The 25066-nt window shown below is 45.1% G+C and carries 21 protein-coding genes; 4 read left to right on the top strand and 17 right to left on the bottom strand.

All coding sequences use genetic code 11. The annotated features are described in order from the left end of the window. Window positions 1–7 precede the first annotated feature (7 nt). The 4 genes from J7623_RS18355 to J7623_RS18340 are packed head-to-tail and all read right to left on the bottom strand — an operon-like array spanning window position 8 to window position 4566. Window positions 8–670, bottom strand: a complete 663-nt coding sequence (locus J7623_RS18355) for a bifunctional 4-hydroxy-2-oxoglutarate aldolase/2-dehydro-3-deoxy-phosphogluconate aldolase (protein WP_291923021.1) — start codon at window positions 668–670, stop codon at window positions 8–10. Window position 671: 1 nt separating this feature from the next. Then, complete coding sequence (locus tag J7623_RS18350; protein WP_291923019.1) at window positions 672–1670, bottom strand: sugar kinase; 999 nt, start codon at window positions 1668–1670, stop codon at window positions 672–674. Beyond that, on the bottom strand, window positions 1670–3064 hold the full coding sequence (uxaC, locus tag J7623_RS18345) for a glucuronate isomerase (protein WP_291923017.1): 1395 nt from the start codon (window positions 3062–3064) through the stop codon (window positions 1670–1672). The genes J7623_RS18350 and uxaC overlap by 1 nt, the downstream gene beginning before the upstream one ends. 8 nt (window positions 3065–3072) lie before the next feature. Continuing rightward, the gene (locus J7623_RS18340; RefSeq protein ID WP_291923015.1) at window positions 3073–4566 is read right to left on the bottom strand and encodes a tagaturonate reductase; all 1494 of its coding nucleotides are present in this window, start codon (window positions 4564–4566) and stop codon (window positions 3073–3075) included. A gap of 209 nt (window positions 4567–4775) precedes the next feature. Between J7623_RS18340 and mnmA the strand changes: the two genes are divergently transcribed. Next, window positions 4776–5885, top strand: coding sequence for a tRNA 2-thiouridine(34) synthase MnmA (mnmA, locus tag J7623_RS18335; RefSeq protein ID WP_291923013.1), 1110 nt, complete (start codon window positions 4776–4778; stop codon window positions 5883–5885). A 146-nt stretch (window positions 5886–6031) separates the two neighbouring features. Here mnmA and J7623_RS18330 read toward each other — a convergent pair whose 3' ends face one another. From J7623_RS18330 to J7623_RS18320, 3 genes are all read right to left on the bottom strand, one after another. Further along, a complete protein-coding gene (locus J7623_RS18330; RefSeq protein ID WP_291923011.1) occupies window positions 6032–7189 on the bottom strand; it encodes an Fmu (Sun) domain-containing protein in 1158 nt (385 codons plus the stop codon). Between the two features lie 91 nt (window positions 7190–7280). Then, window positions 7281–8843, bottom strand: coding sequence for a 2-oxoglutarate dehydrogenase complex dihydrolipoyllysine-residue succinyltransferase (odhB, locus tag J7623_RS18325; RefSeq protein ID WP_291923009.1), 1563 nt, complete (start codon window positions 8841–8843; stop codon window positions 7281–7283). An 89-nt stretch (window positions 8844–8932) separates the two neighbouring features. Then, complete coding sequence (locus J7623_RS18320; RefSeq protein ID WP_291923007.1) at window positions 8933–11692, bottom strand: 2-oxoglutarate dehydrogenase E1 component; 2760 nt, start codon at window positions 11690–11692, stop codon at window positions 8933–8935. A 241-nt stretch (window positions 11693–11933) separates the two neighbouring features. Here J7623_RS18320 and rpsT point away from each other — a divergent pair, with 241 nt between their 5' ends. The 3 genes from rpsT (at window position 11934) to J7623_RS18305 (ending at window position 15261) form a co-directional block, all read left to right on the top strand. Continuing rightward, a complete protein-coding gene (gene rpsT / locus J7623_RS18315) occupies window positions 11934–12188 on the top strand; it encodes a 30S ribosomal protein S20 (RefSeq protein ID WP_291923005.1) in 255 nt (84 codons plus the stop codon). Between the two features lie 74 nt (window positions 12189–12262). After that, window positions 12263–13987, top strand: a complete 1725-nt coding sequence (locus J7623_RS18310; protein WP_291923002.1) for a M14 family metallopeptidase — start codon at window positions 12263–12265, stop codon at window positions 13985–13987. Between the two features lie 245 nt (window positions 13988–14232). Further along, a complete protein-coding gene (locus tag J7623_RS18305) occupies window positions 14233–15261 on the top strand; it encodes a PDDEXK nuclease domain-containing protein (protein WP_291923001.1) in 1029 nt (342 codons plus the stop codon). Between the two features lie 184 nt (window positions 15262–15445). Here the strand turns inward: J7623_RS18305 and J7623_RS18300 are convergent, their stop codons facing one another. The 10 genes from J7623_RS18300 to J7623_RS18255 all read right to left on the bottom strand — a co-directional run bounded on the left by J7623_RS18300 (window position 15446) and on the right by J7623_RS18255 (window position 25027). Then, the gene (locus J7623_RS18300; protein ID WP_291922999.1) at window positions 15446–16489 is read right to left on the bottom strand and encodes a beta-ketoacyl synthase chain length factor; all 1044 of its coding nucleotides are present in this window, start codon (window positions 16487–16489) and stop codon (window positions 15446–15448) included. Beyond that, window positions 16479–17693: a beta-ketoacyl-[acyl-carrier-protein] synthase family protein gene (locus J7623_RS18295; protein ID WP_291922998.1), complete on the bottom strand. Its 1215-nt coding sequence runs from the start codon at window positions 17691–17693 to the stop codon at window positions 16479–16481. The genes J7623_RS18300 and J7623_RS18295 overlap by 11 nt, the downstream gene beginning before the upstream one ends. Before the next feature lie 12 nt (window positions 17694–17705). Then, window positions 17706–17963, bottom strand: coding sequence for a phosphopantetheine-binding protein (locus J7623_RS18290; protein ID WP_291922996.1), 258 nt, complete (start codon window positions 17961–17963; stop codon window positions 17706–17708). A 92-nt stretch (window positions 17964–18055) separates the two neighbouring features. After that, a complete protein-coding gene (locus J7623_RS18285) occupies window positions 18056–19348 on the bottom strand; it encodes an ABC transporter permease (RefSeq protein ID WP_291922994.1) in 1293 nt (430 codons plus the stop codon). Window positions 19349–19400: 52 nt separating this feature from the next. Then, window positions 19401–20150, bottom strand: coding sequence for an ABC transporter ATP-binding protein (locus tag J7623_RS18280; RefSeq protein ID WP_291922992.1), 750 nt, complete (start codon window positions 20148–20150; stop codon window positions 19401–19403). 17 nt (window positions 20151–20167) lie between these two features. After that, window positions 20168–21172, bottom strand: a complete 1005-nt coding sequence (locus J7623_RS18275; RefSeq protein WP_291922990.1) for a BtrH N-terminal domain-containing protein — start codon at window positions 21170–21172, stop codon at window positions 20168–20170. A 131-nt stretch (window positions 21173–21303) separates the two neighbouring features. Beyond that, the gene (locus tag J7623_RS18270) at window positions 21304–21702 is read right to left on the bottom strand and encodes a hypothetical protein (protein ID WP_291922989.1); all 399 of its coding nucleotides are present in this window, start codon (window positions 21700–21702) and stop codon (window positions 21304–21306) included. A gap of 25 nt (window positions 21703–21727) precedes the next feature. Then, on the bottom strand, window positions 21728–22864 hold the full coding sequence (locus tag J7623_RS18265) for a beta-ketoacyl-ACP synthase III (RefSeq protein WP_291922987.1): 1137 nt from the start codon (window positions 22862–22864) through the stop codon (window positions 21728–21730). 180 nt (window positions 22865–23044) lie between these two features. Continuing rightward, entirely contained in the window at window positions 23045–23965 is a 921-nt protein-coding gene (locus J7623_RS18260) for a hypothetical protein (RefSeq protein WP_291922986.1), read from the bottom strand. 324 nt (window positions 23966–24289) lie between these two features. Then, window positions 24290–25027 carry a head GIN domain-containing protein gene (locus J7623_RS18255; protein WP_291922984.1) on the bottom strand — a complete coding sequence of 246 codons (738 nt, stop codon included), beginning with the start codon at window positions 25025–25027 and terminating at the stop codon, window positions 24290–24292. Window positions 25028–25066: the final 39 nt, after the last annotated feature.

Here is a 25066-nt window from a genome sequence, read left to right as displayed (position 1 = left end):
GCATAAGTTACTTCATCGCCTTGAGAAATGCAAACGTTTGCACTATTTTCTCTTTCAGGGATGACCAATCTTTACTGTCAATCAGGGCTTTAGATAATAAATTAGATCCCATTCCCACGCATACCACACCCGCATCAAACCAGCTATCCATGCTTACCTGCGTAGGTTCTACCCCACCCGTTGGCATAAATTTAATTTGTGGGAACAGTGGCTTAATGGCTCTTACATAACCCGGCCCCAGCACATTACCCGGAAACAGCTTCACCAGTTGTGCGCCATTTTTTTCTGCTACCGATACTTCCGTTGGCGTCATACAACCAGGAATCCAGCATATATTTTCCGACTTACAAAACGCGGCCGTTTCAGGATCCGTGATAGGACATACGATGAAATCAGCGCCCATACCGGCATATACTGCAGCATCCGCTGCATTTTTAATGGTACCAATACCCAGATATAAATCAGGCATCGCCGCCAGCTTCTTATCGCGGAGAATAGCGAAATTTTTACGCGCATTTTCTCCCCTGCTGGTAAATTCAAATACCCGTAATCCACCATCGTAGCACGCTTGCAACACCTGCAAACATACTTCCGCATCATCGTGATAAAAAACAGGAATAATCCCGGTTTGCTCAAACGCAGCTATAATTACATCTGTACCTGGTGCCATATTAAATCAGTTTTTTTATGTCTTCAGCAGAAGTGGTGTTAAAATCCCCCTTCACAAAAAATTTAGAATACGCAGCAGCCGCAGCATAAGAAATGATCCCCTGATCATCCAATCCCTGCAACTGTGCATGTATCAACCCTGCCATGAAACAATCCCCGCTACCTACTCTGTCTACTACCTCATGGGTATCATATTCACGTGAAATACTCACCTGGCCGGCATGATAGTAAAATGCGTAATACAGGTTGTGCGTAGGCGCATGACTGAAACGGAACGTAAAAGCTACCCGCTTACAACGAGGGAACCTGTTCGTGATTTCCGCCGCTACCTGTTCTGCCTGTTGCAGGTAAACCGCCTTGGTATTGGCTTCCAGCGCCACCGTATCCAGCGCCGTATCCAACATATTGTTGGCTGCCCAGATATTTCCCATAATCACATCACAATATTGCACCAGCTCCGGCATCACATCTGCCGGCTTCTTCCCGTACTGCCACAACTTACTGCGGTAATTCAGATCCGTAGAAATAATCATGCCCTTACGGGTAGCGGCCTGCAATACTTCCTTGCATACCTCGGCTGCATCCGGGTTGAGCGCCGGCGTAATAGCACTCCAGTGAAACCATTCAGCATCACCCAGCAACTCGTCCCAATTAACGGTGCCCGGTACAATCTGGCTAAACGACGACCAGGCGCGGTCGTACACCACTTCCGCATGCTTCAGGTCACTGCCCTGCGCCAGGTAATAAATACCAATACGCGCACCGCCCCATAATACACGGTCAGTATGAATCCCGCGATGACTCAGTTGTTGCAGCACATCCCTGGACAATCCATTGTCCGGAACCTTGCTGATATAGGCAACGTCTGTGCCCCACCGGCCCAGCGCCGCCGCTACATTGGCTTCTGCGCCACCCACGTAAATTGCGGCCGTATTATGCGCCAGCTCTGGCGACAAGCGCAATAATATTTCTCCGAATGTGATAACTTTTACCGGCTTCATTAAAATCCAAAATATGCTTTTGCGTTATAGTAACAAATGTCCTGTACCATTTTCCCCAACCAGGCAATATCATTTGGTAACTCGCCATTTTCTACATCCCTGCCAATCAGGTTGCACAAAATACGGCGAAAATATTCATGTCGGGAATAAGATAGAAAACTTCTGGAATCTGTTAACATACCTACAAAGCGACTCAATAAACCCATATTGCTCAACGCGTTTATCTGCTTTTCCATGCCATCCTTCTGATCCAGGAACCACCAGCCGGAGCCAAACTGCATTTTACCGGGTACCGTACCGTCCTGGAAGTTACCCACCATGGTAGCAAAAACTTCATTGTAAGAAGGATTCAGGTTGTATACTATTGTTTTTGCCAACTGATCCTGCTTGTCCAGTGTGTCAAAGAAAGCACTCATCGCCTCCGCTACGCGCCAGTCGCCGATAGAATCCACACCTGCGTCAGCACCCAAACGCTTTAACAGCCGAGAGTTATTATTGCGGATAGCACCTACGTGAAACTGCTGCGCCCAGCCGCGCTCATGGTTCCAGCGACAAACAGCCAGCAGTACCGCCGTTTTAAACTGCGCATCTTCATGCGGTGTGGCCGCAATACCATGACGTGCATTATTGAAAATTGTTTCCAGCTCCTTGTCGGTAGCCGGTGTAAAATAGAAAGTACTTAATCCGTGATCGCTCAGGCGGCACCCCGCTTCATGGAAATAAGTATGCCTGCTTTGCAAGGCTGCCAGCAGGTCGTCAAATCGTTGTATATCCTTGTTCACCACCTCCGACAACTGCTGTACAAACAGTTGGAACGCTTCCGGCTTATCAACGGCCATGGCCCTGTCAGGCCGGAACGTAGGCAATACGCGCGTACCAAACGGCCGACTGGCAATAGCCCGGTGATGCTCCAGTGAATCTGCAGGATCGTCGGTGGTACACAGTGTATCTACTTTATAATGTTGTAATAGAGTTTGTGTAGATAAACCAGGCAATTGGGCATTACAATCCTGGTATATTTTCTCGGCCGTTTTTTCACTCAGCAGGGAGGTAACGCCAAATGGATTTTTCAACTCCATGTGCGACCAGTGATACAAAGGGTTTCGCATGGTATATGGTGCTGTAGCTGCCCAGTGGCGAAACTTCGTATAGTCGTCGGCGGTTCCGGTGATAAATTCTTCCGCAACGCCATTGGCGCGCATAGCCCGCCATTTATAGTGATCTCCCTTTAGCCAGATGGCATAGAGATTTTCAAACGTTTTATTATTTGCAATTTCATCCGGTGGAAGGTGATTGTGATAATCAATGACCGGCATGGAAGCAGCATAATCAAAATATAATCGTTTAGCCGTTTCCGTTTGAAGTAAGAAATCTTCAGATAAAAAAGTCTTCATGGTAATGATTATTTTTTGAAAAGCTGTGATTGTATGTATCCCTTCACGCCATTACTTTTCAGGGCCACTACCTCATCAGCTACTTTCGCTGCAAAGCCGGGGATGGCCGTCAGGTCTGTTTCCCATAAACGCTGGTCGCTGCAAATACCGGCTACCATTTCATGAATGTTGGAATCCTGCTGCCACCATGCCGCAAAAATAGCGGCGTTGTCGTCGGTAATAACGTATTCTTCCGTGCCCCTGTTCCCAAAGTATTTTCCGTTCTCTTCTCCTACCGGCTGCAGGAATACCAGCATTGCGGCAAAGCCCAGGCACATATGCGGCGGCAGGGCGTTGAATTTCTCCTGGTAACGCAACAACGTACGTACGTTGCGGGCATTCATTTTGGAGCTTTCCTGGAATGTAATGCTGATCAGCTTATGCGCAATAAATGGATTAGCAAAACGATCCAGCACATCCGAAGCAAATGCGGTAGCGGTAGGACAGGTATCCACAATAGTCGGCAGTATTTCCTGTAAGGCCACAGCACGGAAGAAATCACGCATGTATTCGTCCTGCATAGCTTCATATACGGTATTCAACCCCAACAGGAAAGCCAGTGGTACAGCGGCCGTATGGCTACCATTGAGTAAGCGCAGCTTCTGCTCACGAAACGGGGTGATATCAGGAACGATGAACATGTTTTCATCTCCCTTCACAAAAGACAATATGCTACGAACATATTCATCTCCTTCTATGGCCCATAATAAATACGGCTCTACTTCTATCCACAATTGATCCGTGTAACCGGCAGTAGTAGCTATTTCCGCCAGGTTGCGGGGCTTGCCGGGTACAATACGGTCAACAAGTGAATTGCAGAAATGGTTATCCGCATGAATCCAGTCTATAAAGGCAGCAGGCATGTTATTATAAGCCGCCAGTTGTAGTACAATATCTTTTAATAAGCGGCCATTATCCACCACCAGTTCAGTAGGTACAATCACGAAGCCGGTGTGCGCCCTGCCCTCAAAATAAGTATAGCGTTCCCATAGCACCGCCAGTAGTTTACCCGGGTAAGAAACAGGGGCATTTTCGCCTATTTTTTCCGCTAAATACTGAATTCCCACTTCGGTGGTATTGGAAATGATCGTTTGTAAAGCGGGCTGGTGCACCGCATCTAAAATTTCCTGCCAATTTGCATTCGATTGCAAAACACGGCTAATTGCAGTGTTAATCAGCACGTTATCTACCAGTTCTCCCTGGGAAACTCCCTTAATATGGGTGGTAAACAAGTTGTCCTGGCTGGAAAATTCTGTGGTATCACCGTCAGTAGATTTAACCACCACGATTCTTCCTTCATAAATCCCCTGCCGGTTGGCATTGTCTACCAGGTAATCGACCAGTCCGCGCAAAAGCACGCCGGTACCAAATTGCAGGATCTTTTCCGGGAAGTTGAACATTTTTTCATGAACGCCGGAATGGGGCTTTTTTAATATGTACTCTTTATTTAATATAGGTAGCATCACGATAGTTTTATGCTAAAAGGTTGCTAAAACTAATAAATATATAATTCACAATTAAGAATTTATAGTTTTCGGGAAATAATCGCCAAAAGACGTGAAAATGATATCAATGGTATAGTCAGAATCAATTGGCTCATTGTCAGTATCAATAATGGGCAGATGGCGGTTGGCCGGAATTTCAGTAAATTTGCATCCTTAAACTTTTTCAAATGAGCAAGCATGGTAAAGTGCTGGTAGCCATGAGCGGTGGTATAGACAGTACTGTTACAGCGCTGATGTTGCATGAACAGGGGTATGAAGTGGTGGGTATCACCATGAAAACCTGGGATTATGCATCTGCGGGTTCCAGTAAAAAGGAAACCGGCTGCTGTAACCTCGATTCTTTTAACGATGCCCGCGCCGCCGCGGTGCATCATGGATTCCCGCACTTTGTGCTGGACATCCGCGATGAATTTGGTGATTTCGTTATAAATAATTTTGTTGATGAATACATTGCAGGACGTACACCTAATCCTTGTGTACTCTGTAACACCCATATAAAATGGCGCGCACTGATGAAACGTGCCGATGCCATGGACTGTGAATTCATTGCCACTGGTCACTACGGACAACTCCGTCAGCATACCAACGGCCGTTACGTCATCAGCAAAGGACTTGACGACACCAAAGACCAGAGCTATGTACTCTGGGGTATTCAACAGGATGTATTATCACGCACCCTGCTGCCTTTGGGCCCTTACCGCAAAACGGAAATCCGCCAGATGGCCTTTGACTTCGGTTATCCAGAACTCGCTAAAAAAGCAGAAAGCTATGAAATCTGCTTCGTACCCGATAACGACTACCGCGGTTTTCTGAAGCGGAAAGTAGAAGGTCTGGAAGAAAGAGTCAACGGAGGCAATTTTGTGCTCGCAGATGGCACTATCGTAGGCAAACATAAGGGTTACCCTTTCTATACCGTTGGGCAGCGTAAAGGGCTTGATATTGCCCTTGGACGCCCGGTGTTCGTTACAGAAATTATCCCGGAAACCAACACTGTCGTACTTGGTAATGAAGATGAGCTGCAGAAAAGCGACATGATGGTAAGCGGTATCAATATGGGTAAATATGATACCATCCCGGAAGGTATGGAAGCCATCACCAAAATCCGCTACAAGGATAAAGGTGCACTCAGTAATCTGTATAATGAAAATGGCCAGGTAAAAGTGAGCTTCTATGAAAGCGTAAAAGGAATTGCCCCCGGACAGTCAGCCGTTTTCTATGAAGGCGATGATGTTGTAGGTGGCGGAATTATTCAGCGCGCTATGCCAATAGGATTTTAGATTAATTCATAAGATAGATAAATGAAAGGGTGGGAAGACGAAAGTTTTCTCACCCTTTTTTATTACTTCGTCTTGAGTATACTTCAGATGAAAATGCTATCCGGCGTACTTCGAGAATAAACTTATTGTCAAACTCAGACCTTTGCTTACGACATCCTTACCGCAAACATCGTATCCGCGCCCTTATCATACCCGGCAATCACTCCACCTTCCTGTTGCCTCAAATCACTGATACTTTCAATATACTTCACTACCTCCTCATTCTCCTGCTTAAACACCGAACAAGTGATATAAATCAAACTACCTCCCTTCTTTAAAAACGGGACTACGTTATGGGCTATACGTTGCTGCAATTGCTGAAATTTGCCTATTTCTTCCTTTTTAAAGAAAGAAATGCTTTCCGGTGTACGTCCCCAGGTGCCGGAGCCACTGCACGGCGCATCGAGGATAATGCCGTCGAACTGCTGATTGCCCATAGAAGCCGGGAACTGTGGAGAAGTCAGATCCGCTACCCGCGCTTCGTAATTTTTCACACCAGCTGCGGCAAAACGTTGTTGCAGGTTTTCAAGAATGGAGCGCCTCACATCTGATACCAGCAATTGCACACCTGGCTGCTGATCTTTCAGGAGGATGGATTTCCCGCCACTGGCAGCACAACAATCCCACCAACGCTGCTGCTTTACTGGTTTGAACAATTCACCGGTTTGCTGGCTGGAAGCATCCTGTACTTCATACCAGCTTTTCTCCGGCACTATCGTTTCTATTTTAGTGCCGTTCGGCAACGCTACTGTGCTGTTATTCGCAAACACTTCGTATACCACCGCTGCTTTATCCAATAGCTGAAATACTTTATCCAGTTTGTTATTACGAACACGAATAAATAAACGTGGCTGCTTCAATATCGTATAGGCGTAGGTGTTAGCATCAATTCCTGCTGATAAATCTTCCAAAAAAGGAAAGATATCACCAGGTTTTAATGCCGCTGATAACAAAGCTGCTTTCTCCTCCAACGACTTTGTAGTAGCGGCATTCCACTCAGGTTTTACCGCCGCCATGAAATCATTCGGCGCTGTTTCACACAGCAATGCACCGGCAATTACCCGCTCGTTAACGGGCAACGAGGCACCCCAATGTCCTAAACGGAAATAATGATAAACCAGTTGCGAAATCCAGCGTCGGTCGCGTCCACCCATGTAGGGATGCTCCTTAAAAAAGGATTTCAGAAAATGGTGTAATGGCAGGCTACCCTGGTAAGCGCCTATAATCTTTGTTGCTGATGCTAAATAATTTTCCCAACGGGTCATACGCGAAGATACGGCTAATCCTGATGCCACTTTGATTCACAAAAAAGCCGGTACTCATCGTACCGGCCTTTCTCATTTATAAATGATAAGATTACAGTTTCAGTAATGCTTTCAGCGGATCTTTACCGAACAGCAGTTGTTCAGGATTTTCCAGCATTTCTTTCACACGTACCAGGAAGCTAACTGATTCACGACCGTCAATAATACGGTGGTCGTAGCTCAGTGCCAGGTACATCATCGGACGAATCACTACCTGGCCGTTAATTGCCATCGGGCGATCCTGAATTTTGTGCATACCCAGGATAGCAGATTGTGGAATGTTGATGATAGGTGTACTCATCAGGGAACCAAACACACCACCATTGGTGATAGTGAAGGTACCACCGGTCATTTCCGGCATGGTCAATTTGTTATCGCGGGCTTTGGTAGCCAGTTCTACTACTGCCTTTTCAATACCCGCCATATCCAGGCTTTCTGCATTGCGGATCACCGGTACTACCAGTCCTTTCGGAGCAGATACCGCGATGGAAATATCGCAGTAATCGTGGTATACCAGTTCTTCTCCGTCAATGTAAGCGTTTACAGACGGGAACTCCTGTAATGCGAAGCAGCATGCTTTGGTGAAGAAGCTCATAAAGCCCAGGTTCACGTCGTGCTGTTTCTTGAATACCTCTTTATATTTGGCACGCAGCGCCATAATTTCGGTCATGTCTACCTCGTTGAAGGTAGTGAGCATAGCCGTAGTATTTTTAGCTTCCACCAGGCGGCGGGAAACTGTTTTACGCAGGTTGCTCATCTTTTCGCGACGTTCCTGACGGCTAAACATTTCCTGGCCAATAGCTACACCTGGATTTTGCAAGGCAGCCATTACATCATCTTTCATGATTTTACCATGAGCGCCGGAACCTTTGATGCTGGATGGGTCTACATGCTTGTCAGCAATCACTGCTGCTGCCACCGGAGATGCTTTCAGATCATTTGGTATGTTGGTAACCGGAGCCTGCTGTGGTTGCGGCGCCGCTTTTGGCGCTTGTGCCGCCGGTGCTGCTGCTGGTGCAGCTTTGCCTGCCGGTCTGCCTACGCTGGTATCTATTTTACAGGCAACATCGCCGATTTTCAAGGTATCGCCTTCTTTGGCTACGGTAATCAATGCACCTGCTTCTTCTGCATTCAGCTCAAAAGTAGCTTTCTCTGATTCCAGTTCACATACTACTTCATCACGCTCTACATAATCACCATTATTTTTGATCCACTTTACCAGTGTTACTTCACTGATAGACTCTCCTACTGTAGGCACTTTCATTTCAATCGTCCCTTTGTTCACCGCAGGTGCTGCTTCCGCAACCGGAGCGGCTTCCGCCACAGGTGCTGCCGGAGCTGCTGCTGGCGCTGCCGTACCGGCAGGTGCAGCTGCATCGGTATCGATGGTACAAGCTACATCTCCAATTTTCAAAGTAGCGCCTTCCTGAGCTGCCGCAGCAATCTTCAGAACACCCGCTTTCTCTGCATTCAGTTCGAAGGTGGCTTTCTCAGACTCCATTTCACATAATACCTCGTCCTGCTGCACATAATCTCCATCTTTCTTCAACCACTTTGCAATTGTTACCTCGCTAATAGATTCTCCTACCGTAGGGACTTTGATTTCGATAACCATATTTAATCAGTTGATGGTGATACCCGGTTAGCTTTTAGCCTTTAGCTTAACGCAAATCCTGGTTATACTGTTTTATACTTTTATTTTTTTTAGATGTTAAAAGCCGTATCAATAATCTGTTGCTGCTCACGTGCGTGTACTTTCGCAAAACCGGTAGCAGTAGAAGCACTCGGATTGCGACTAATAACTCCATAATTGATCTGCTTCAGGTTCATTTGCAGGTATGCTGCAGCACCCATATTCAGTGGCTCTTCCTGTACCCAGAAGAAAGTAGCGCCTTTGTATTTCTGCGCAATTACTTCCAATTGTTTAACCGGCAGTGGATACAACTGTTCCAGACGAACAATCGCTACATCCTTGCGGTCATCTTTACCTTGCTTATCGCTCAGGTCAAAATACATTTTACCGGAACACAGCAACACTTTCTTCACTACTGCGGCATCATCGATAAACGGATCATCCAGCACTTCCTTGAATCCACCCTGTGTAAATTCTTCTGTAGTAGAATAAGCGCCCACGTGACGCAGATTCGCCTTTGGAGAGAAGTTAATCAATGGCTTACGGAACTGCCAGGTCAACTGACGACGTAACGCATGGAAGAAGTTAGCGGCAGTAGTAATGTTGGTGATCACCATATTTTCTTCTGCACACTGTTGTAAGAAACGCTCCGGACGGGCATTGGAGTGATCTGGTCCACCACCTTCATAACCATGAGGTAATAACATAACCAGGCCATTCTGCGTCGTCCATTTCTGTTCTGCGCTGCTGATGTACTGATCAATCACTGTTTGTGCACCGTTTACGAAGTCACCATACTGCGCTTCCCACAGCACCAGGCTATTAGGATTGGCCATGGCATAACCATATTCAAAGCCCAATACGCCATATTCACTCAGTAAAGAGTTATAAATTCTGAATTTGCCTTGTTTTTCCTGGAGATGACTGAGGCGGTTGTAGGTTTCGTTGGTATTTTCATCAAACAATACAGCGTGACGATGAGAGAAAGTACCACGTTTTACGTCTTCTCCGCTCATTCTAACATCTTTGCCTTCAATCAGGAGGCTGGCGTATGCCAGGAGTTCACCGGTAGCCCAGTCCACCTTACCTTCTTCCTGGTATAATTTGATCTTGTCCTGCAGCAGTTTGCTCACTTTACGCAGGGGAACAAAATTATCCGGCCATTTCATCAGGGCATCGAACAAACGTTTGAAGTCGTCTTCTTTGATAGCCGTAACCGGAGAAGCGTCGAAGTCCTGCAGCGTAGATTTACGCAGGGCCTGCCACCATTCTTCCGGCTTCTGGTTAGCATAAGGCAGCGGATGTTGTTTTACTTCATCCAGGCGTGCCTGCAAATCATCCCAGAAACTTTTTTCCATTTCCTTGGCTAATGCAGCGGCATCAGGTTCACCGTTGTTCAGCAGGAACTGGGTATATACTTCACGCGGATTAGCATGTTTATCAATCAATGCATACAAACTAGGCTGGGTGAACTTAGGCTCATCCCCTTCATTGTGGCCATGTTTGCGGTAACAAACCATATCAATGAATACGTCTTCATTGAATTCCTGGCGGTAACGGGCAGCCAGCTGGGATACTTTCACCACTGCTTCTGCATCGTCACCATTCACATGGAATACCGGTGCCTGTACAATAGAAGCTACGCTGGTGCAATAGTCTGAAGAGCGTGCGTCATCAAAGTCGGTGGTAAATCCTATCTGGTTGTTGATCACAAAGTGAATGGTACCACCTACGTAGTAGCCTTTCAGTTTACTCATTTGCTCTACTTCATACACGATACCCTGACCGGCAACGGCGGCGTCACCGTGAATGAGGATAGGCAATATTTTATCATAATCGCTGTCGTAAATCACATCTGCTTTACTACGTGCAAATCCTACTACAATAGGGTCTACCACTTCCAGGTGGGAAGGGTTAGGCATCAATTGCAGGTTAACAGGTTTGCCGGAAGGCGTGGTTACCTGGGAACGGAAGCCGAGGTGATATTTCACGTCACCGCTACCCATGGTCATATCCGGTACGGCAAGGCCTTCAAATTCATTGAAGATCTGTTCGTAAGTTTTACCCAGGATATTAGCCAGTACGTTTAAACGTCCACGGTGCGCCATACCAATCACAGATTCCTGTACACCATATTCTGCAGCTACATCAATGATCGCATCCAGTGCAGGAATAGTGGATTCACCACCTTCCAGCCCAAAACGCTTTTGTCCGATATATTTGGTGTGGAGGAATTTTTCGAAAATAACGCCCTGGTTCAGCTTCTGTAAAATGCGACGGCGCTGTTCCAATGATAAAGGCTGTGACATCACCTTCTCAAACTCTTTCTCCATCCACTTCGCCTTATCCCGGTCGTTGATATATGTGTATTGCAATCCTACTGAACCTGCATAGATTTTATTCAGGTAGGCAACAATTTGCTCGAGGGTAGCTTTACCCACACCAATAGCGGTGCCGGCAAAGAATTCTGTTTTGAGATCAGCGTCCCCTAATCCAAAGCTGGCCAGATCGAGATTGGCTTTCCTGTCTTTTCTTTCACGGATGGGGTTGGTTTTGGCAATCAGGTGGCCTTTTTTACGATACGCCTGTATCAGGCGGTATACGCCCAGTTCTTTCGCCAACTGGTCGTCGCTCACCGGCAACGAAGTGCTGCCTCCTGCTACTGGCGCTGATGCTGCCGCTTTACCGTTTACATTGGATACTGCAAAATCAAATCCTTCGAAAAATTTAACCCAATCCGGGTCTACAGAGTTGGGATCTTTGCGGAAATCCTGGTATAACGATTCAATGTAAGCAGGATGTGAGTTGGTGACGAATGAGAAGTCCTTCATTTACAACGAGTTTTGCTGATCTTCAGTTCAAATACTTTTCTGTTGGTCCCAATATATTAATATATGGGATTGCAAATATCGCTCGTTTTTCGATACGCCGGGTGGAAAAAATCAGAAAAAATCAAGTGATTATCTGTGATAAAAGGAGCTTATATTTGCCCTTTGACGGAAAAACTACATTTAGTTTGTTTTCTATTTGGGAAATAGTTACCTTTGCCGTCCGAAACTTGAAATTTGAAAAATGGCAAACCATAAAGCAACGAAAAAAGACGTACGTCAAAGCAGAAAGCGCAATGAGCGTAACCGTTACTACGGTAAAACTACTCGTAACGCAATCCGTGACCTGAAAGCGGTTACTGACAAAGCAACAGCGGAGAAAGATTTAGCAGAGGTAGCTTCTATGCTGGACAAACTTGCTAAACGTAACGTTATTCACAAGAATAAAGCAGCAAATCTGAAAAGCAAGCTGGCTAAGCGCGTTTTAGCCCTGGCTTAATTCTTTCAGTAACAATATTTATAGCTCTTCCTCTCAAAGGAAGGGCTTTTTGTTTTTCCATTTACTATCGTATAATGAAAAAGATAATTATACTCCTCACCACCCTCCTCCCATTATTATCTTACGCACAGGACCTGACTACCCGCTACGAGAAAACCGCCGGCCAGGAAACCGCGACTTACCCGGAAGTCATCCAATATTACCAACTACTCGCCAAACGCTTCCCGCAAATTCACCTCCAAACCATTGGCAACACCGACGCCGGCTTTCCCCTGCACCTGGTCACCTACTCTCCTCAAAAGGATTTCGACTTTAAAAGCCTCCATAAAAAGAATAAACGCATTATCCTCATCAATAACGGCATCCATCCCGGCGAACCCGATGGCGTAGACGCCAGCATGATGCTCCTCCGCGATATCGCCCTGGGTAAAGTGAAACTTCCTGACAATATCATCCTGGCCGTAATCCCTGTATATAATATCGGCGGAATGCTCAACCGCTCCCCCTGGTACCGGGTGGACCAAAACGGTCCCGATGCCTTCGGCTCCCGGGGCAACGCCCAAAACCTGGACCTGAACCGCGACTTTATCAAAACCGATTCCAGGAACGCTTTGGCATTCCAGCAAATCTATCACCTCACCGATCCGGATGTATTTGTGGATAATCATGTCAGCAATGGCGCCGACTATCAGCATATCATGACCCTGCTTACCACCCAGCATAATAAACTTGGTGGCGCCATGGGCGAATTCATGAATAAAACATTTGAACCCGGATTGTACGCCCTGATGAAAACAAAAGGCTACGACCTCGTTCCCTATGTAAATCATTTCGGCGAAACACCCGATAGCGGATGGGTAGAATTTGCAGACCTCCCCCGCTATTCCACCGGCTACACTACCCTGTTCCATACTTTCGGATTTGTACCGGAAACACATATGCTGAAGCCTTATCCCGCCCGCGTAAAAGCTACTTACGCGCTGATGGAATGCTTCATCCGGTTTACTTCCATCCACAGTGAAACCATCAAACAACTGCGGGAACAAGCCAAACAAACCGCCATCACACAAAAAACATTTCCGTTATCCTGGCGGGCAGATATGAACACCTACAGCCTGATCACCTTCCGCGGATTTGAGTCAGGACATAAGCCCAGCGCTATTTCAGGACTACCACGTTTATACTACGATCGCAATAAGCCATATACCCGGCAGGTAAAATTCTACAATACTTCCACGGAAGAAAATTTTGTAGAGAAGCCCCGCGCCTATATCGTACCACAGGGCTGGTGGAGCGTTATCCATCTCCTGAAAAATAATAATGTACAACTACAACCGCTACCACACGATACCACCGTGTATGTAGAAGTATACCACATTGCCGATTTTCAAACCTATCCCAAACCATTTGAAAAACACTACCTGCATACCAACATTAAAGTGACCAGCAGCATGGATTCCATCCATTTCCGCAAAGGAGATTATTACATCCCGATGAATCAAACCGCCAACCGCTTTTTGATGGAAACACTGGAACCTACTGCAGGAGATTCTTATTTCGCCTGGAATTTTTTCGACGCCATACTCGGACAAAAAGAAGGCTATTCTCCTTATGTTTTTGAAGATACCGGCGCAGCTTATTTACAACAGCATCCAGAGTTACAGGATGCACTGAATAAGAAAAAAGCAACTGATAGTGCGTTCGCAAATAACGCTGATGCACAACTGAATTTTATCTATAAAAATTCACCTTATGCAGAACCGGAGTATTTACGATATCCGGTGTACAGAGTGAAATAATTTTGGAAGATGATGAAGGCGGAGATATAAGCGGTACTTATGTCTCCGCTTTTTCATTTCTATATTGTAAATAGAATGAATAACAATGAACAGATCATTTTGTCAATGAACAAAATGCACAAGATAAAATTGTTTGGACACCTTACTTTTATACTCGTTTGAACGTTTGCTAACCATTTTCAAACATGTAACATAAACGACATTCTCTCTCTAAGTTTTAACCAAAACAATCATCAATCTGACACATGGAAACAACTGTTTCGTACAACCAATTCATCAAAGATATCAAGCAAAATATCATAAGAAGCCGGTATCATGCGATGAGATTAGCCAACCAGGAACAATTGAAGCTGTACTTCAAACTGGGGAAAATGCTTTCTGAAAAAACAAGCGCAGAAAATTGGGGAGCAAAGGTAATAGAGCAAATAGCAACTGATTTACAGCAACAACTTCCTGGGCTGAGAGGTTTTTCTGGTAGAAATCTTATAAAAATGAGGCAATTTTTCGATGCCTACAGTGCACCTGCAATTACGCCGTCACTGACGGCGCAATTACAGAAAACTTTTTATAGTATCAGCTTTACGCATCATATTGTTATCCTCGAAAAATGTAAACAAGATTCGGAACGGCTTTTCTATATATCTCGAGCGGCAGAACAATTCTGGTCAGTAAAAGAGTTATCATATCACATTAGCGCCAATCTTTTCAAACACCAGGGCAATATGCCCCACAATTTCAATACAGCCCTTCCCGAAAATATTAAGTCAAAAGCACTCGAAGTATTTAAAGATGAATACCTGCTGGACTTTGTTAATATTGATGATAACGATGATGAAGGCATACTTGAAAGTGAAATAGTAAACAATATTAAAAAGTTCATTATGAGTATGGGGAAAGGCTATTCTTTTATTGGCAATCAATACAAACTAATCGTCAATGACAATGAGTTCTTTGTAGACCTCCTCTTCTACAACCGTTACCTGCAATGCATTGTAGCAATTGAACTAAAACGGAAAAACTTTAAGCCAGAATTTGCTGGTCAACTTAACTTCTATCTGAATGTATTAGATGATAAAGTAAAACTACCACACGAGAATCCGAGTATTGGTATTGTGCTCTGTAAATCCAAAGATAATACTGTAGTGGATTATGCTATTAAATCTATCGATAAAGCGATGAGCGTGGGTATTTATAAACATTTTAGTGATGCACCCGATAATATGAAAGAATTTTTACCTGATGCAGCAACATTATCAAAAATGTTATCGGAATGAGCGACGATGTATGGCGAATTTGAATGACATTATTTTAACATATAATTTAGCCCGCCACTGGCGGGCTAAATACAAAATACTAAAAATCAATTAAATAGAACCCGTCAATCAATGATTGATAAATTCCCCATACCTTTTATAATGAATGAAATAAGTTTTTGAGAAAAACGAGGAAAGTATCATGTTAAACCCTCTCCAACAGCAACATCACGTGCTGCTCCCCGTAAAAATGATTATAGAATAAAATAGAATTGACAGGCGTAGTTAACGGCTGTTGCTGCGGAAACCACTGCTCAGCTATTTGTTGTGTTTTAATTATCTGCGCTGCCAGCCACAATCCAAAAGCGCTCGCGGTATCATATTCTCCACATAAATGTTTAAAGCCTAATTGTGGAATCCCCGGATAACAGCTATCCAGTTCTTTATAAAAATGCTCGTAATTACTATCGCCATTTCGCCCGGAAATAATCAGATCAGGCTGAATGCTCATTGCTTTCAGTGCAGCATTGAGCTTCTCCTTCGTTGGCTTATACAACATTCTGAAGCCGGAAATAGCAGCGTAACTATGAGCCGATGGTGTACCAGTGAGTGTAAAAAAAGTAGCACCTTCCCCTGCAATGGAGCCGGGTGATAAGTGCTGGCATAAATCAGCACTGTTAATGGATTCATTCTTCCAGAAACCAATGCGGCTCTTAATATAAAAATGCTCTGTAGTAATTTCTTCGAATGCGCCGGTCAATGTGTGAGGCTCGCCATCCTGTATGAGCATGATGCTATCCAGCAAAGCGTTTTCGAAAGAGAAACCACGATGTACGAAGGTATTATTGTAAGCGGTGCATTTCTGTTGCAACGCAATAAGGCCGTTAACAGAATTGTATGTAGATTGAATAAACGGTGTAGGGTTCAACGCCGTTTCTTTATACTCCACTATTTCTTTGATGAACTTTTCTGTATCCTGTAAGCTCCCTTTACCGGTACCGGTAATAATAGGGCCAGGTGTATCCAGGCCACTGTCTGCTGTACATTTGAGCGCAGCAGCCAGCCCCATTTTGAGCACGCGTGACATGCGGCGCAAACTGTTGCCCGGAATAAATGGTTTATAATCCGGTTCAATACAGGCAAGCAGGTTACGATCTGTATGTATCAGTGGCGCTGAAAGAATATCCCCATCGAAAGTTGGCTGCGGGGAGATAGCCGCCATTCCTTGTATGTAACAGTTAACCTTCATATTTGCTGATCACCAGGGATGCATTGTTGCCCCCAAAACCGAATGAGTTTGAAATAACATTTTTTACGGGATAGTCTGCTATCAGTTCCGTTACCGGGCTGATATTTAATTCCTCCATTCTTTCCGTGAAATGAAGATTAGGAAAGATCATCCCGTGTTGTATGGCCAGTATTGCATAGATGGCTTCTATAGCGCCTGCTGCTGCCAGTGTATGTCCTGTGAATGGTTTCGTAGAGCTGAATAAAGGCACCTTGTCTCCAAAGAGGCGCTCCAGTGCTTTACCTTCCGAAATATCATTGTTCAGGGTGGCAGTGCCATGTACATTGATGTAAGATACTTCTTCCAAAGACCTTCCACTCATCGCCAATGCTGCTTTCATCGCTTCATAAGCACCATCTCCATCCGGTGAAGGAGAAGTGGGGTGGAAAGCTTCGTTGGTATTGCAATAACCACTTAATTCTGCCAGAATACGGCTGCCGTTGGCCTTTGCAAAGGATTCACTTTCCAATACCAGGTAAGCGGCACCTTCGCCGAGGTTCAAACCGGTACGTTGCTGATCAAAAGGACGGCAAAACTGCTTATCCACATTTTTCAGCGAGTTGAATCCGTTCAATGTAAAACGGGTCAGCGCTTCTGTACCTCCACATACTACTCTCGGCAACATGCCCTGCTTAATCATGCGTGCGCCAAACATCAACGCATTAGCAGAAGAAGAACAGGCCGTACTGATAGTAGCAATATGTTCATTGAATCCAACGATGTCGGCTATACGTTGCGTACAGTCCGCGCAGTCCAGGGTATCGATATATTGCAAAAAGGACCCTGTTTTTTCAGGGTCTATAATATCAAAATATAACTTTTCCGTATCACACATGCCGCCCACCGTGCTGGCATTGATAAAACCGGTAGGCGCCGATTGTACATCTGTAATACCGGCATCTTTCAATGCTTCCCGCATAGCTGCCAGTCCCAGTAAAGTAGTACGGGTAAACCCTTCCTTTTCGGGAATGCCGGCCAATGCAAACAATGATTCGCTGGGATGTTTTACTTCTGCTACCGGCAACACGTTTTTATGAATTGTATCTACGTATTGACTATAGCCAAGCCCACTCTGCTGTGCCTTCAGGTTACGCAAATTTCCGGCTACGTTATCACCAATAGCGGTGATCATTCCTATCCCTGTTATAAACACTCTTTCTGCCATGCAGCCAGTTACTTATGCCGGTTGTTTGGATTGGATAAATTCTGCCATAGACTCAACAGACTGTAAGATCTTACGACCTTCCCGCGGATCTTCTACTTTGATATGATATTGTCTTTCCAGCAGCACCATCAGCTCGAGGGAGTCAATACTATCGAGGCCCAGGCCTTCGCCGAATAACGGTGCGTTGTCATCAATATCTTCTGGTTTAGTATCCTGAAGATTCAACGCTTCAATAATTTGCTCTTTCAGTTTCTTTTTTAATTCTTCCATAATGTTGTAGGTTTATCACCTGTTGTTCACAACAGGCGAACGCCCTTGTGGGGGGTAAAAATACAGTTTTACTATTGTTTTGAAAACATTTCTCAGTTCATTCTTCTTTTTTCTACCCACCCGGCTATGGCCAGCATAGCCAATCCTGTGAGTATTAATCTCAATACATTCTTCCACACATAGTCAATATCGCCATTGCGCAGGTAGATGTCGTTGATAGCATCCAGCCCCCAGCTAAGTGGCGATAAATGTCCCAGCACCCGCATATTAACCGGCATCACTTCCAACGGTATCCATATACCACCAATAGCCGATAATATCACAATCGAAATAGCGCCAAAATTCAATGCCTGATTGGGTGTTTTAAAAATCGTACCAATCAGGATACCGTATGCCGTAGCAGCCAGTCCTATTCCTGAAGCCACCAGCAATGTAGCCCCATGATGTTGCCCCATCACCAGTTTGGGTAAGTCAAGATGTGGCAGCAGATAAATTCCTACCAGCATCATGGCATAAAACTGCAGCACACAAATACCTACAAAAAACAACATCTTACCCGTCAGGATCGCCAGGTAAGACCCGGGTATCAGCTTCATCCGCAGCAAACTGCCATCTTCCCGTTCCCTGATCATATTACCGGCAATAGGAATAACGATAAAAAACATCGCGAATATGCTCCAGGCTGGTACATTATGTTGCACAGAATTGGAAATCACATCCAGTTGTTTTGCCGTACCGGTACTCAGTTCTTTTAATCCTACAGCCTGTAACCGGATCGGCAAAGTATCTGTTTCGGCGGCTGTAGAATCTTTACCACGTAACTGATGCTTGATCCGGTCCAGCAACATATCTGTTTCCACCTGCGTCAGAAAATTGTCCAGGGCCTGATGAATAGCGCCTTTAAATGCTTTCTTGGCGGCAGGGTCGAAGTAAATGGTCACATTCAGTGAATCAGCGCCTTTCTTCACCGGTAAGGATACCGACATACCCATGCGTTGGGTGATGTCGTTAACGATGCGGTTTGCATTGCTTACAATTGCTGCGGTAGCACCTGCAGGAACAATGATGCTGATCTTATACTTCCCTTCATTTACCAGCGCTTTAGCCCGCTCTGCCGTCACCGGCTGACCATCCAGCGAATCAATAATATTAAACTGTCCGCCAGACTCCAGCCCTTCTCTCACATAACGGCCTAAACGTCCATGATCATTATCGACGGTTAATATGTCAAACTTAATATCCTGGTAATCCTTAAATGGTGCATCCTGGATCAATGCCATCACTGTAATCAGTACTACCGGCATCACAAACAGGAGTATTAATCCTGTTTTATCACGTAACAGCAGTTGCCATTCTTTCCTTATTGTTGCCAGTAATCTTAGCATAGCCTTTAGCTCTTAGCAGATCGCATTTATTGTTCGTTTAATTTATTTCCTGTTAATCTCTCAGTGCATGACCGGTAAAATGAAGAAATACATCTTCCAGGTTTTTACAGGCCGGGTGCTGTTGGATCAAGGTCAGTGGATTACCCTGTACCACCATTTTTCCTTCATCCATAATTACCACTTCTTCACAGAGCGACTGCGCCTCTTCCAGTAAATGAGAGGTATACAGGATGCTGGCTCCCTGTTGATTGTAATCTTTGAGGAACTGTAATATCAGGCTGCGGGATTGCACATCAACGCCAGCAGTAGGTTCGTCCAGTACCAATAATTTGGGGTCGTGCAAAATAGCAGCAATGATATTGGCGCGGCGCTTCATACCGCCTGAATATTTATGTATCTCTTTATTCGCGCTTTTCTCTAATCCAAACAATTCCAGGTAATGCATTATTTTTTGCCGTAATGCCTTGCCTTTGAAACCATACAGGTTACCAAAGTAAGTGAGGTTTTCTACGGCCGACAACTGCGGGTATAATGCAATTCGCTGAGGAACAATGCCAATTATATGTTTGATGGATTCGCGGTGAGCAGCATCCTGCTTCAGCCCGTGAATCCTTACTTCTCCACTATCACTACGCACAATACCACACAAAATAGAAATGGTAGTTGTTTTACCTGCTCCATTAGGGCCCAGCAAACCGGCAATCTTTCCTTCCTCAAACTGAAACGTAAGTCCTTTGAGCGTAGGCTCGGCGCTTCCGTTGTAGGTTTTATATAATTCATTCACTGATATGCCGGTCATCATTTCACTTTCATGTTTAATTACCACTTCACGTGGGCCAGTTTCTTAAAGAACATCTCTTCTGCAGCGGCACATTGCAACAACATTTCGCTTAGTTCCCGGTAGGACACGTTATCTGCCGATCTGCTTTTACATACACGCCCTGCAGCAAAAGCAAAGTTACGCCAGAGGTCACCGGTTTGGGTGAGTTCTCCGGCCAGCTTACTCAGCTCATCTTTCTTTAGTAACGCCGCTGCCTCCTGTAAAAATGCGGCATATAGAAAACGGAAACCAGCACCGCCGGTACCTATTTCCTCCTGCATCCGGATAATATTTCCCAGGTATAAAGTGGCCTTGCGGTCGCCTGGATTTTCTGCATAATTGCGTACACGTTTTGCAAGGAAACGGATTCCTTTCACCCCAAACATTGGCAACGGTACTTTCAGCATAAAATGACAAGCCTGTTCAATACCTGCTTTGATAGGCTTCTCAAAAGAAGCCGTAGGCGGTACATGTACCGGGTAGTACATTTTCCCTTTAGGGGCAGGAAATCCTTTGGCAAAACGCGCTTGCGCCAGGCTTTCAGCGTCAATAGTGGTCACGGAATCCATTATAGGATCGCTCACCAGGTATTGCCCGTCTTCCTTACCATACACCACCAGGTTATGTGCATTAAAATGAAAACGATAAGAAGCTGGGAAATAGGTAAGATAATAAACGCTGGACTGCAGGCCCACAGGAATTCCTGCTTCTATCACCCTGTCCAGTGCCGCCATCCCTTTTTCCGGCGTAGAGAATTTTTCAGATTCCATTCTCACACCCAGGCGTTTGCATACCCGTTGAAAAATAGCGCCTGGCCATATCCGGTAGGTGGTACCTGGCACGCCATTGACCTTTACAAAGGGAAGATGGCCGAAAAATATGCCTGCACCAATACCAAATGCCATAGGCTCACTAATTTGCAAACCATAGTGGCCCAGCAAATTTGATATCACACCACTCTCGCAATGTGCCGTTTGTGTGTGTTGGAAGAAAGAATTACTCATAACTTTTTTTGAAAGAATTACGAATTATGAATTACGAATTACGGATGTGTGAGTAGATCTAAGCGTAGGTAATATTCTCGTTTACCATCTACCCACAAATCCGTAATTCGTAATTAATAATTCGTAATTATCTATTTAGCCTCCATCAGGTCTGTTAAACTCACTTTGAAGGCGTCAGCATAGCGCTGCAACATTTTTTGGGAAAGCCCTTTAAAAACAGCTGGCTTCATGTGCCTTTTTACCTGCCACTGAAATTTACCTACATAACTTGCCAGCAAGGGCAAATCCATCAGGCTTTTTTCCATGTAATAGGCTACAGGGCTGATTTCACCTGCTGCCACGCGGGCGCGGGCTGATTTCACACGCTCATTTACTTCTTCCCAGGCCTGGTCCATTGCAATGTTCTCCGGTTCCCAGCCTGCACTCTGCACCTGCACATAATTACCGGAATTATCCACTGCATACATAATCTGCTTGAATGTACCTTCATGCAGGTTATCGCTATCCTGCGGTACTTCCTCTTTTTTCATGATGCCAGTTTTAAAGTGTGATGGCTTATACTACAGTGATGTGGGCATAAGCGTACGAAAAACGTGCACTCTCCGGAACCATTAACACTATTTTCTGTCCTTTCTTAAAGCGGCCGGTATTCATCAGCTCTTCCAGCATCAGGTAAGGAGATGCGGTACCTACGTTACCTACCTCAGCCAGGTTGGTGAACCATTTTTCCAGTTTAACGGGAACGCCTAAACGGGTAATTTCTTCGTCAATCTTCAATCTGAAAAATTCAGAAGATAAATGCGGCAGGAAGAAATCCAGCTCTTCGAGGTTGATGTTATGACGCTCTACCAGCTCTTTCCACATTTTTGCTCCGGAAGGAACTATATTTTTACCCAATAAACGGGTGTCTTGTTTAAAGGAGAATACACTGTGTTGTGCCCACTCTTCCGGTGTCATATCAATCCATCCGGTAGTGCTGCCATCGGGTTGTTTGATGGCTCCTGCATACATACAGGTTTCCAGGTCGTTGGCGTATGACAGGATTTCTACCCAGTCTACACGTAACGACAAGCCGTCTTCATTTGGTTTATCCTGGAACAAAGCAGCGCTGGCACCATCGGATAACATCCAGCGGAGAAAATCTTTTTCGAAAGCGATGATCGGATTTTCATCCAGGCTTTTCAGGTTCTCTGCTTCGGGTTGAAACTTCTGTGCCAACATCCAGGCAGAAAACTTCTCTGAACCAGTACTTACGGCATTGGAAGTATTACCGCAACGAACAGACATCCAGGCATATTTAAAAGCTTGCATCCCGGCGGCACAGGCACCCGTAGCTGCAATCAGTTCTACCGGCTGACATTTCAGCAAGCCATGTACCATTGCGGCATGGTTGGGTAATAACTGATCAGGAGAGGTAGTACCACAGGCCAGTAACTGCAGGTTGCTGATTGGAAATTTCTCATCAAACAATTGTTCTACTGCCGTTGCAGTCATCTGTGCATTGGAATGCGTAGATTTTCCCTCCTTGTCTAAAGAGTAGTAACGTGTTTTGATTTTGTTGTTACCCAGGATCTTTAAACGCGCACGGGAAGCTTTTCCATCTACCATGCCGAGAATGCTCTCCATTTCATCATTTTCAACAGGCTTGTTAGGTAAAAATTTAGACAGCCTGGTAATATAAACTTCCTTCATTTGAAAATTATTCGACTTTTAAGGCTACATGTAAAACCTGATCAGAACTGCCTTGTCTTGCCAGTCAGCTCCCGGTGATAAACATATTTTAATTTAATATACGTTGTATACAGACGTAAATATAGAATTCTAATTGGAATTACAACTATCACGCCGTAGCGTCAACTTCGGGCTGGGGCGCTAACGCAGGGTAATTCCCTTATAATAATCAACCTCGCCACGCAGTTGCTGCTTCTTTAGATTTAATTGTATAAGAGAAGTGATGATGGAGATAGGCTGTAACACAAAAATCCCAACCAATAACAATCCTCTGTACATAGATACCCGTCCTTGCCGGGAAGGAGCACCGGGACCACCTTTGGCGCTAATAAACTTTGCCCAGAAGCGGAATGCCCTGATTCCTTTGCCTTCCAGCACTACCAGGTTGGGCAGCAATTCTACTGAATCCAGCGCTAATAATTGAGGATGCAACTCTTCCCATTTACCACTGGCCAGGGCGGAGGCGATAGGACCGGCAAAACGGCCAGCAGTAATAATTTCATTTTCCTGCACACCCGCCTGAGGTAAAAACCGGGTAGCCTCTTTCTTGCCCTTGAATGCCCAACGCAGAATCGTAATCAGGGAAATAAGATTCGGTGACTTATCTACCAATACTATGTTTCCCACTAAGCTGGCTCCGGCCTGTTGCAGGTATTGTTTTACCTTTTCCTGTGCATTCAGCCACATATTCCTGCTACCCAGCAATGTAACAACCTTCTTACCACGCAATAACTGTTTTCCAGCTTCGCTTTGCAGAAAGGCTGCCGTAGGCTGGGAAGGAGATAAGAACCATGGCTGGTAAGCCAGTATCACCAGGTCAAATGACGCATTCACATCTACTTTCAGCGGCTGTATAGCCCGGGGCGTAGCTTGAATAGTTTCCGGCATGGTATCATAAAACTGCTGCTTTCCCCAGGGAAATGGGAACGGCGTTACAGGCACCAACTGCTCGAACGTAATATCTGCTTTGCCTTCTAAAGGGGCCAGCACATGATCAATAATCCTTTTCAGTTGCCCGGTCTGGGTATAATATACCACCAGGATCTTCGGTCTTTCGTTCATAAAAGGAATAGGAGTTCAACAATTCAAAACGTAATTCGACAATTCAAATGGCAAAATCCGCAATTCAAACTGTAAACATACAAAAAAACAGCAATCATTCATGTGATTTAATGATAATTTGACGCGAAAGCTTGATGAGATGGGGTTCGAAATTAAGGGGTAACTGCTTGTGCCCCAGCCAGGTACAGCATCAACTCTGAACAATTAGCGAATGCTGTACCTGGACTCAAGGACTTGTTGTGCTTTATTAAAACATTCCTATAAACAGATAAACGGTACGAAATATGATTTTAGAAATGTTAAAGATTTGCAAAATATTAATAGCTACTTTTTCTGAACAGACCCGGAACCCGCTACAGAAGAAGATACTTCGGGGGTACCTTTATAATGCACATCACCGGAACCGGCAATTTTTGCATTCAGTTTTACACTGGCATATACATCCGCATCACCGCTACCGGCAATAGACACGTCCACATTCTCCGCCAGCAGCGCATCGCTACGGAAGTTACCACTACCTGCAATGGATACATTTATATCTTTCGTTTGCCCTTTCAGGTACATATCACCGGAACCGGCAATAGAAGCCTTTACAGCCGGAGCTGTCAGCTCTCCTTTAACATTGCCGGAGCCAGACAAGGCTACCTTCACAGGTGTACTGCTGGTAAACTTATCCGTTAACTGTACATCACCGGAACCTGATAACGCCACCTCATCTATTTCAGGCGTCGTTAAATACACATTGATCCCTTTATGCGTGCTGATATTATAGCCTCTCTTCTCCCTTACAATCAGTCTTCCATCTTCTTCTACCAGTTCTATCAACGGAATAATATTATCTTCCGCTTCAATTACAGCCGCTTTGGCCGGGCCTTGCGCCAGGTATACGTTCATAACGCCTTCCGCTTTTACCCGATGAAAAGCAGCTACCTGCCGCTCTTCCTTGGTAACATGTCCGTTACCCTTTACCCGATTTTGTCCGATTGCGTTGCAGGAATTTAACAGTACAGTTGCTGAAATGGCCATGGTGGCCAGACATAGGAGCGATTTTGTTGATATCATGGGTTTAAATTATAACAGAAAGGTACGCCAGATTTCTGA

The organism is Chitinophaga sp., from assembly GCF_017745275.1.
Taxonomy (GTDB): Bacteria; Bacteroidota; Bacteroidia; order Chitinophagales; family Chitinophagaceae; genus Chitinophaga.
Note: the sequence above shows the minus strand (reverse complement) of the source record. Positions and strands in the feature narration are given on the sequence as shown.

Excerpts from the sequence above, each read along its gene's own strand:
- rpsT (WP_291923005.1), top strand. The coding sequence starts at position 11,934 with ATGGCAAACCATAAAGCAACGAAAAAAGACGTACGTCAAAGCAGAAAG.
- uxaC (WP_291923017.1), bottom strand. The coding sequence starts at position 3,064 with ATGAAGACTTTTTTATCTGAAGATTTCTTACTTCAAACGGAAACGGCT.
- J7623_RS18275 (WP_291922990.1), bottom strand. The coding sequence starts at position 21,172 with ATGAGTAATTCTTTCTTCCAACACACACAAACGGCACATTGCGAGAGT.
- J7623_RS18280 (WP_291922992.1), bottom strand. The coding sequence starts at position 20,150 with ATGATGACCGGCATATCAGTGAATGAATTATATAAAACCTACAACGGA.
- J7623_RS18285 (WP_291922994.1), bottom strand. The coding sequence starts at position 19,348 with ATGCTAAGATTACTGGCAACAATAAGGAAAGAATGGCAACTGCTGTTA.
- J7623_RS18305 (WP_291923001.1), top strand. The coding sequence starts at position 14,233 with ATGGAAACAACTGTTTCGTACAACCAATTCATCAAAGATATCAAGCAA.
- J7623_RS18265 (WP_291922987.1), bottom strand. The coding sequence starts at position 22,864 with ATGAAGGAAGTTTATATTACCAGGCTGTCTAAATTTTTACCTAACAAG.
- J7623_RS18290 (WP_291922996.1), bottom strand. The coding sequence starts at position 17,963 with ATGGAAGAATTAAAAAAGAAACTGAAAGAGCAAATTATTGAAGCGTTG.
- J7623_RS18355 (WP_291923021.1), bottom strand. The coding sequence starts at position 670 with ATGGCACCAGGTACAGATGTAATTATAGCTGCGTTTGAGCAAACCGGG.
- J7623_RS18295 (WP_291922998.1), bottom strand. The coding sequence starts at position 17,693 with ATGGCAGAAAGAGTGTTTATAACAGGGATAGGAATGATCACCGCTATT.
- J7623_RS18330 (WP_291923011.1), bottom strand. The coding sequence starts at position 7,189 with ATGACCCGTTGGGAAAATTATTTAGCATCAGCAACAAAGATTATAGGC.
- J7623_RS18300 (WP_291922999.1), bottom strand. The coding sequence starts at position 16,489 with ATGAAGGTTAACTGTTACATACAAGGAATGGCGGCTATCTCCCCGCAG.
- odhB (WP_291923009.1), bottom strand. The coding sequence starts at position 8,843 with ATGGTTATCGAAATCAAAGTCCCTACGGTAGGAGAATCTATTAGCGAG.
- J7623_RS18310 (WP_291923002.1), top strand. The coding sequence starts at position 12,263 with ATGAAAAAGATAATTATACTCCTCACCACCCTCCTCCCATTATTATCT.
- J7623_RS18260 (WP_291922986.1), bottom strand. The coding sequence starts at position 23,965 with ATGAACGAAAGACCGAAGATCCTGGTGGTATATTATACCCAGACCGGG.
- mnmA (WP_291923013.1), top strand. The coding sequence starts at position 4,776 with ATGAGCAAGCATGGTAAAGTGCTGGTAGCCATGAGCGGTGGTATAGAC.
- J7623_RS18270 (WP_291922989.1), bottom strand. The coding sequence starts at position 21,702 with ATGAAAAAAGAGGAAGTACCGCAGGATAGCGATAACCTGCATGAAGGT.
- J7623_RS18320 (WP_291923007.1), bottom strand. The coding sequence starts at position 11,692 with ATGAAGGACTTCTCATTCGTCACCAACTCACATCCTGCTTACATTGAA.
- J7623_RS18255 (WP_291922984.1), bottom strand. The coding sequence starts at position 25,027 with ATGATATCAACAAAATCGCTCCTATGTCTGGCCACCATGGCCATTTCA.
- J7623_RS18340 (WP_291923015.1), bottom strand. The coding sequence starts at position 4,566 with ATGCTACCTATATTAAATAAAGAGTACATATTAAAAAAGCCCCATTCC.
- J7623_RS18350 (WP_291923019.1), bottom strand. The coding sequence starts at position 1,670 with ATGAAGCCGGTAAAAGTTATCACATTCGGAGAAATATTATTGCGCTTG.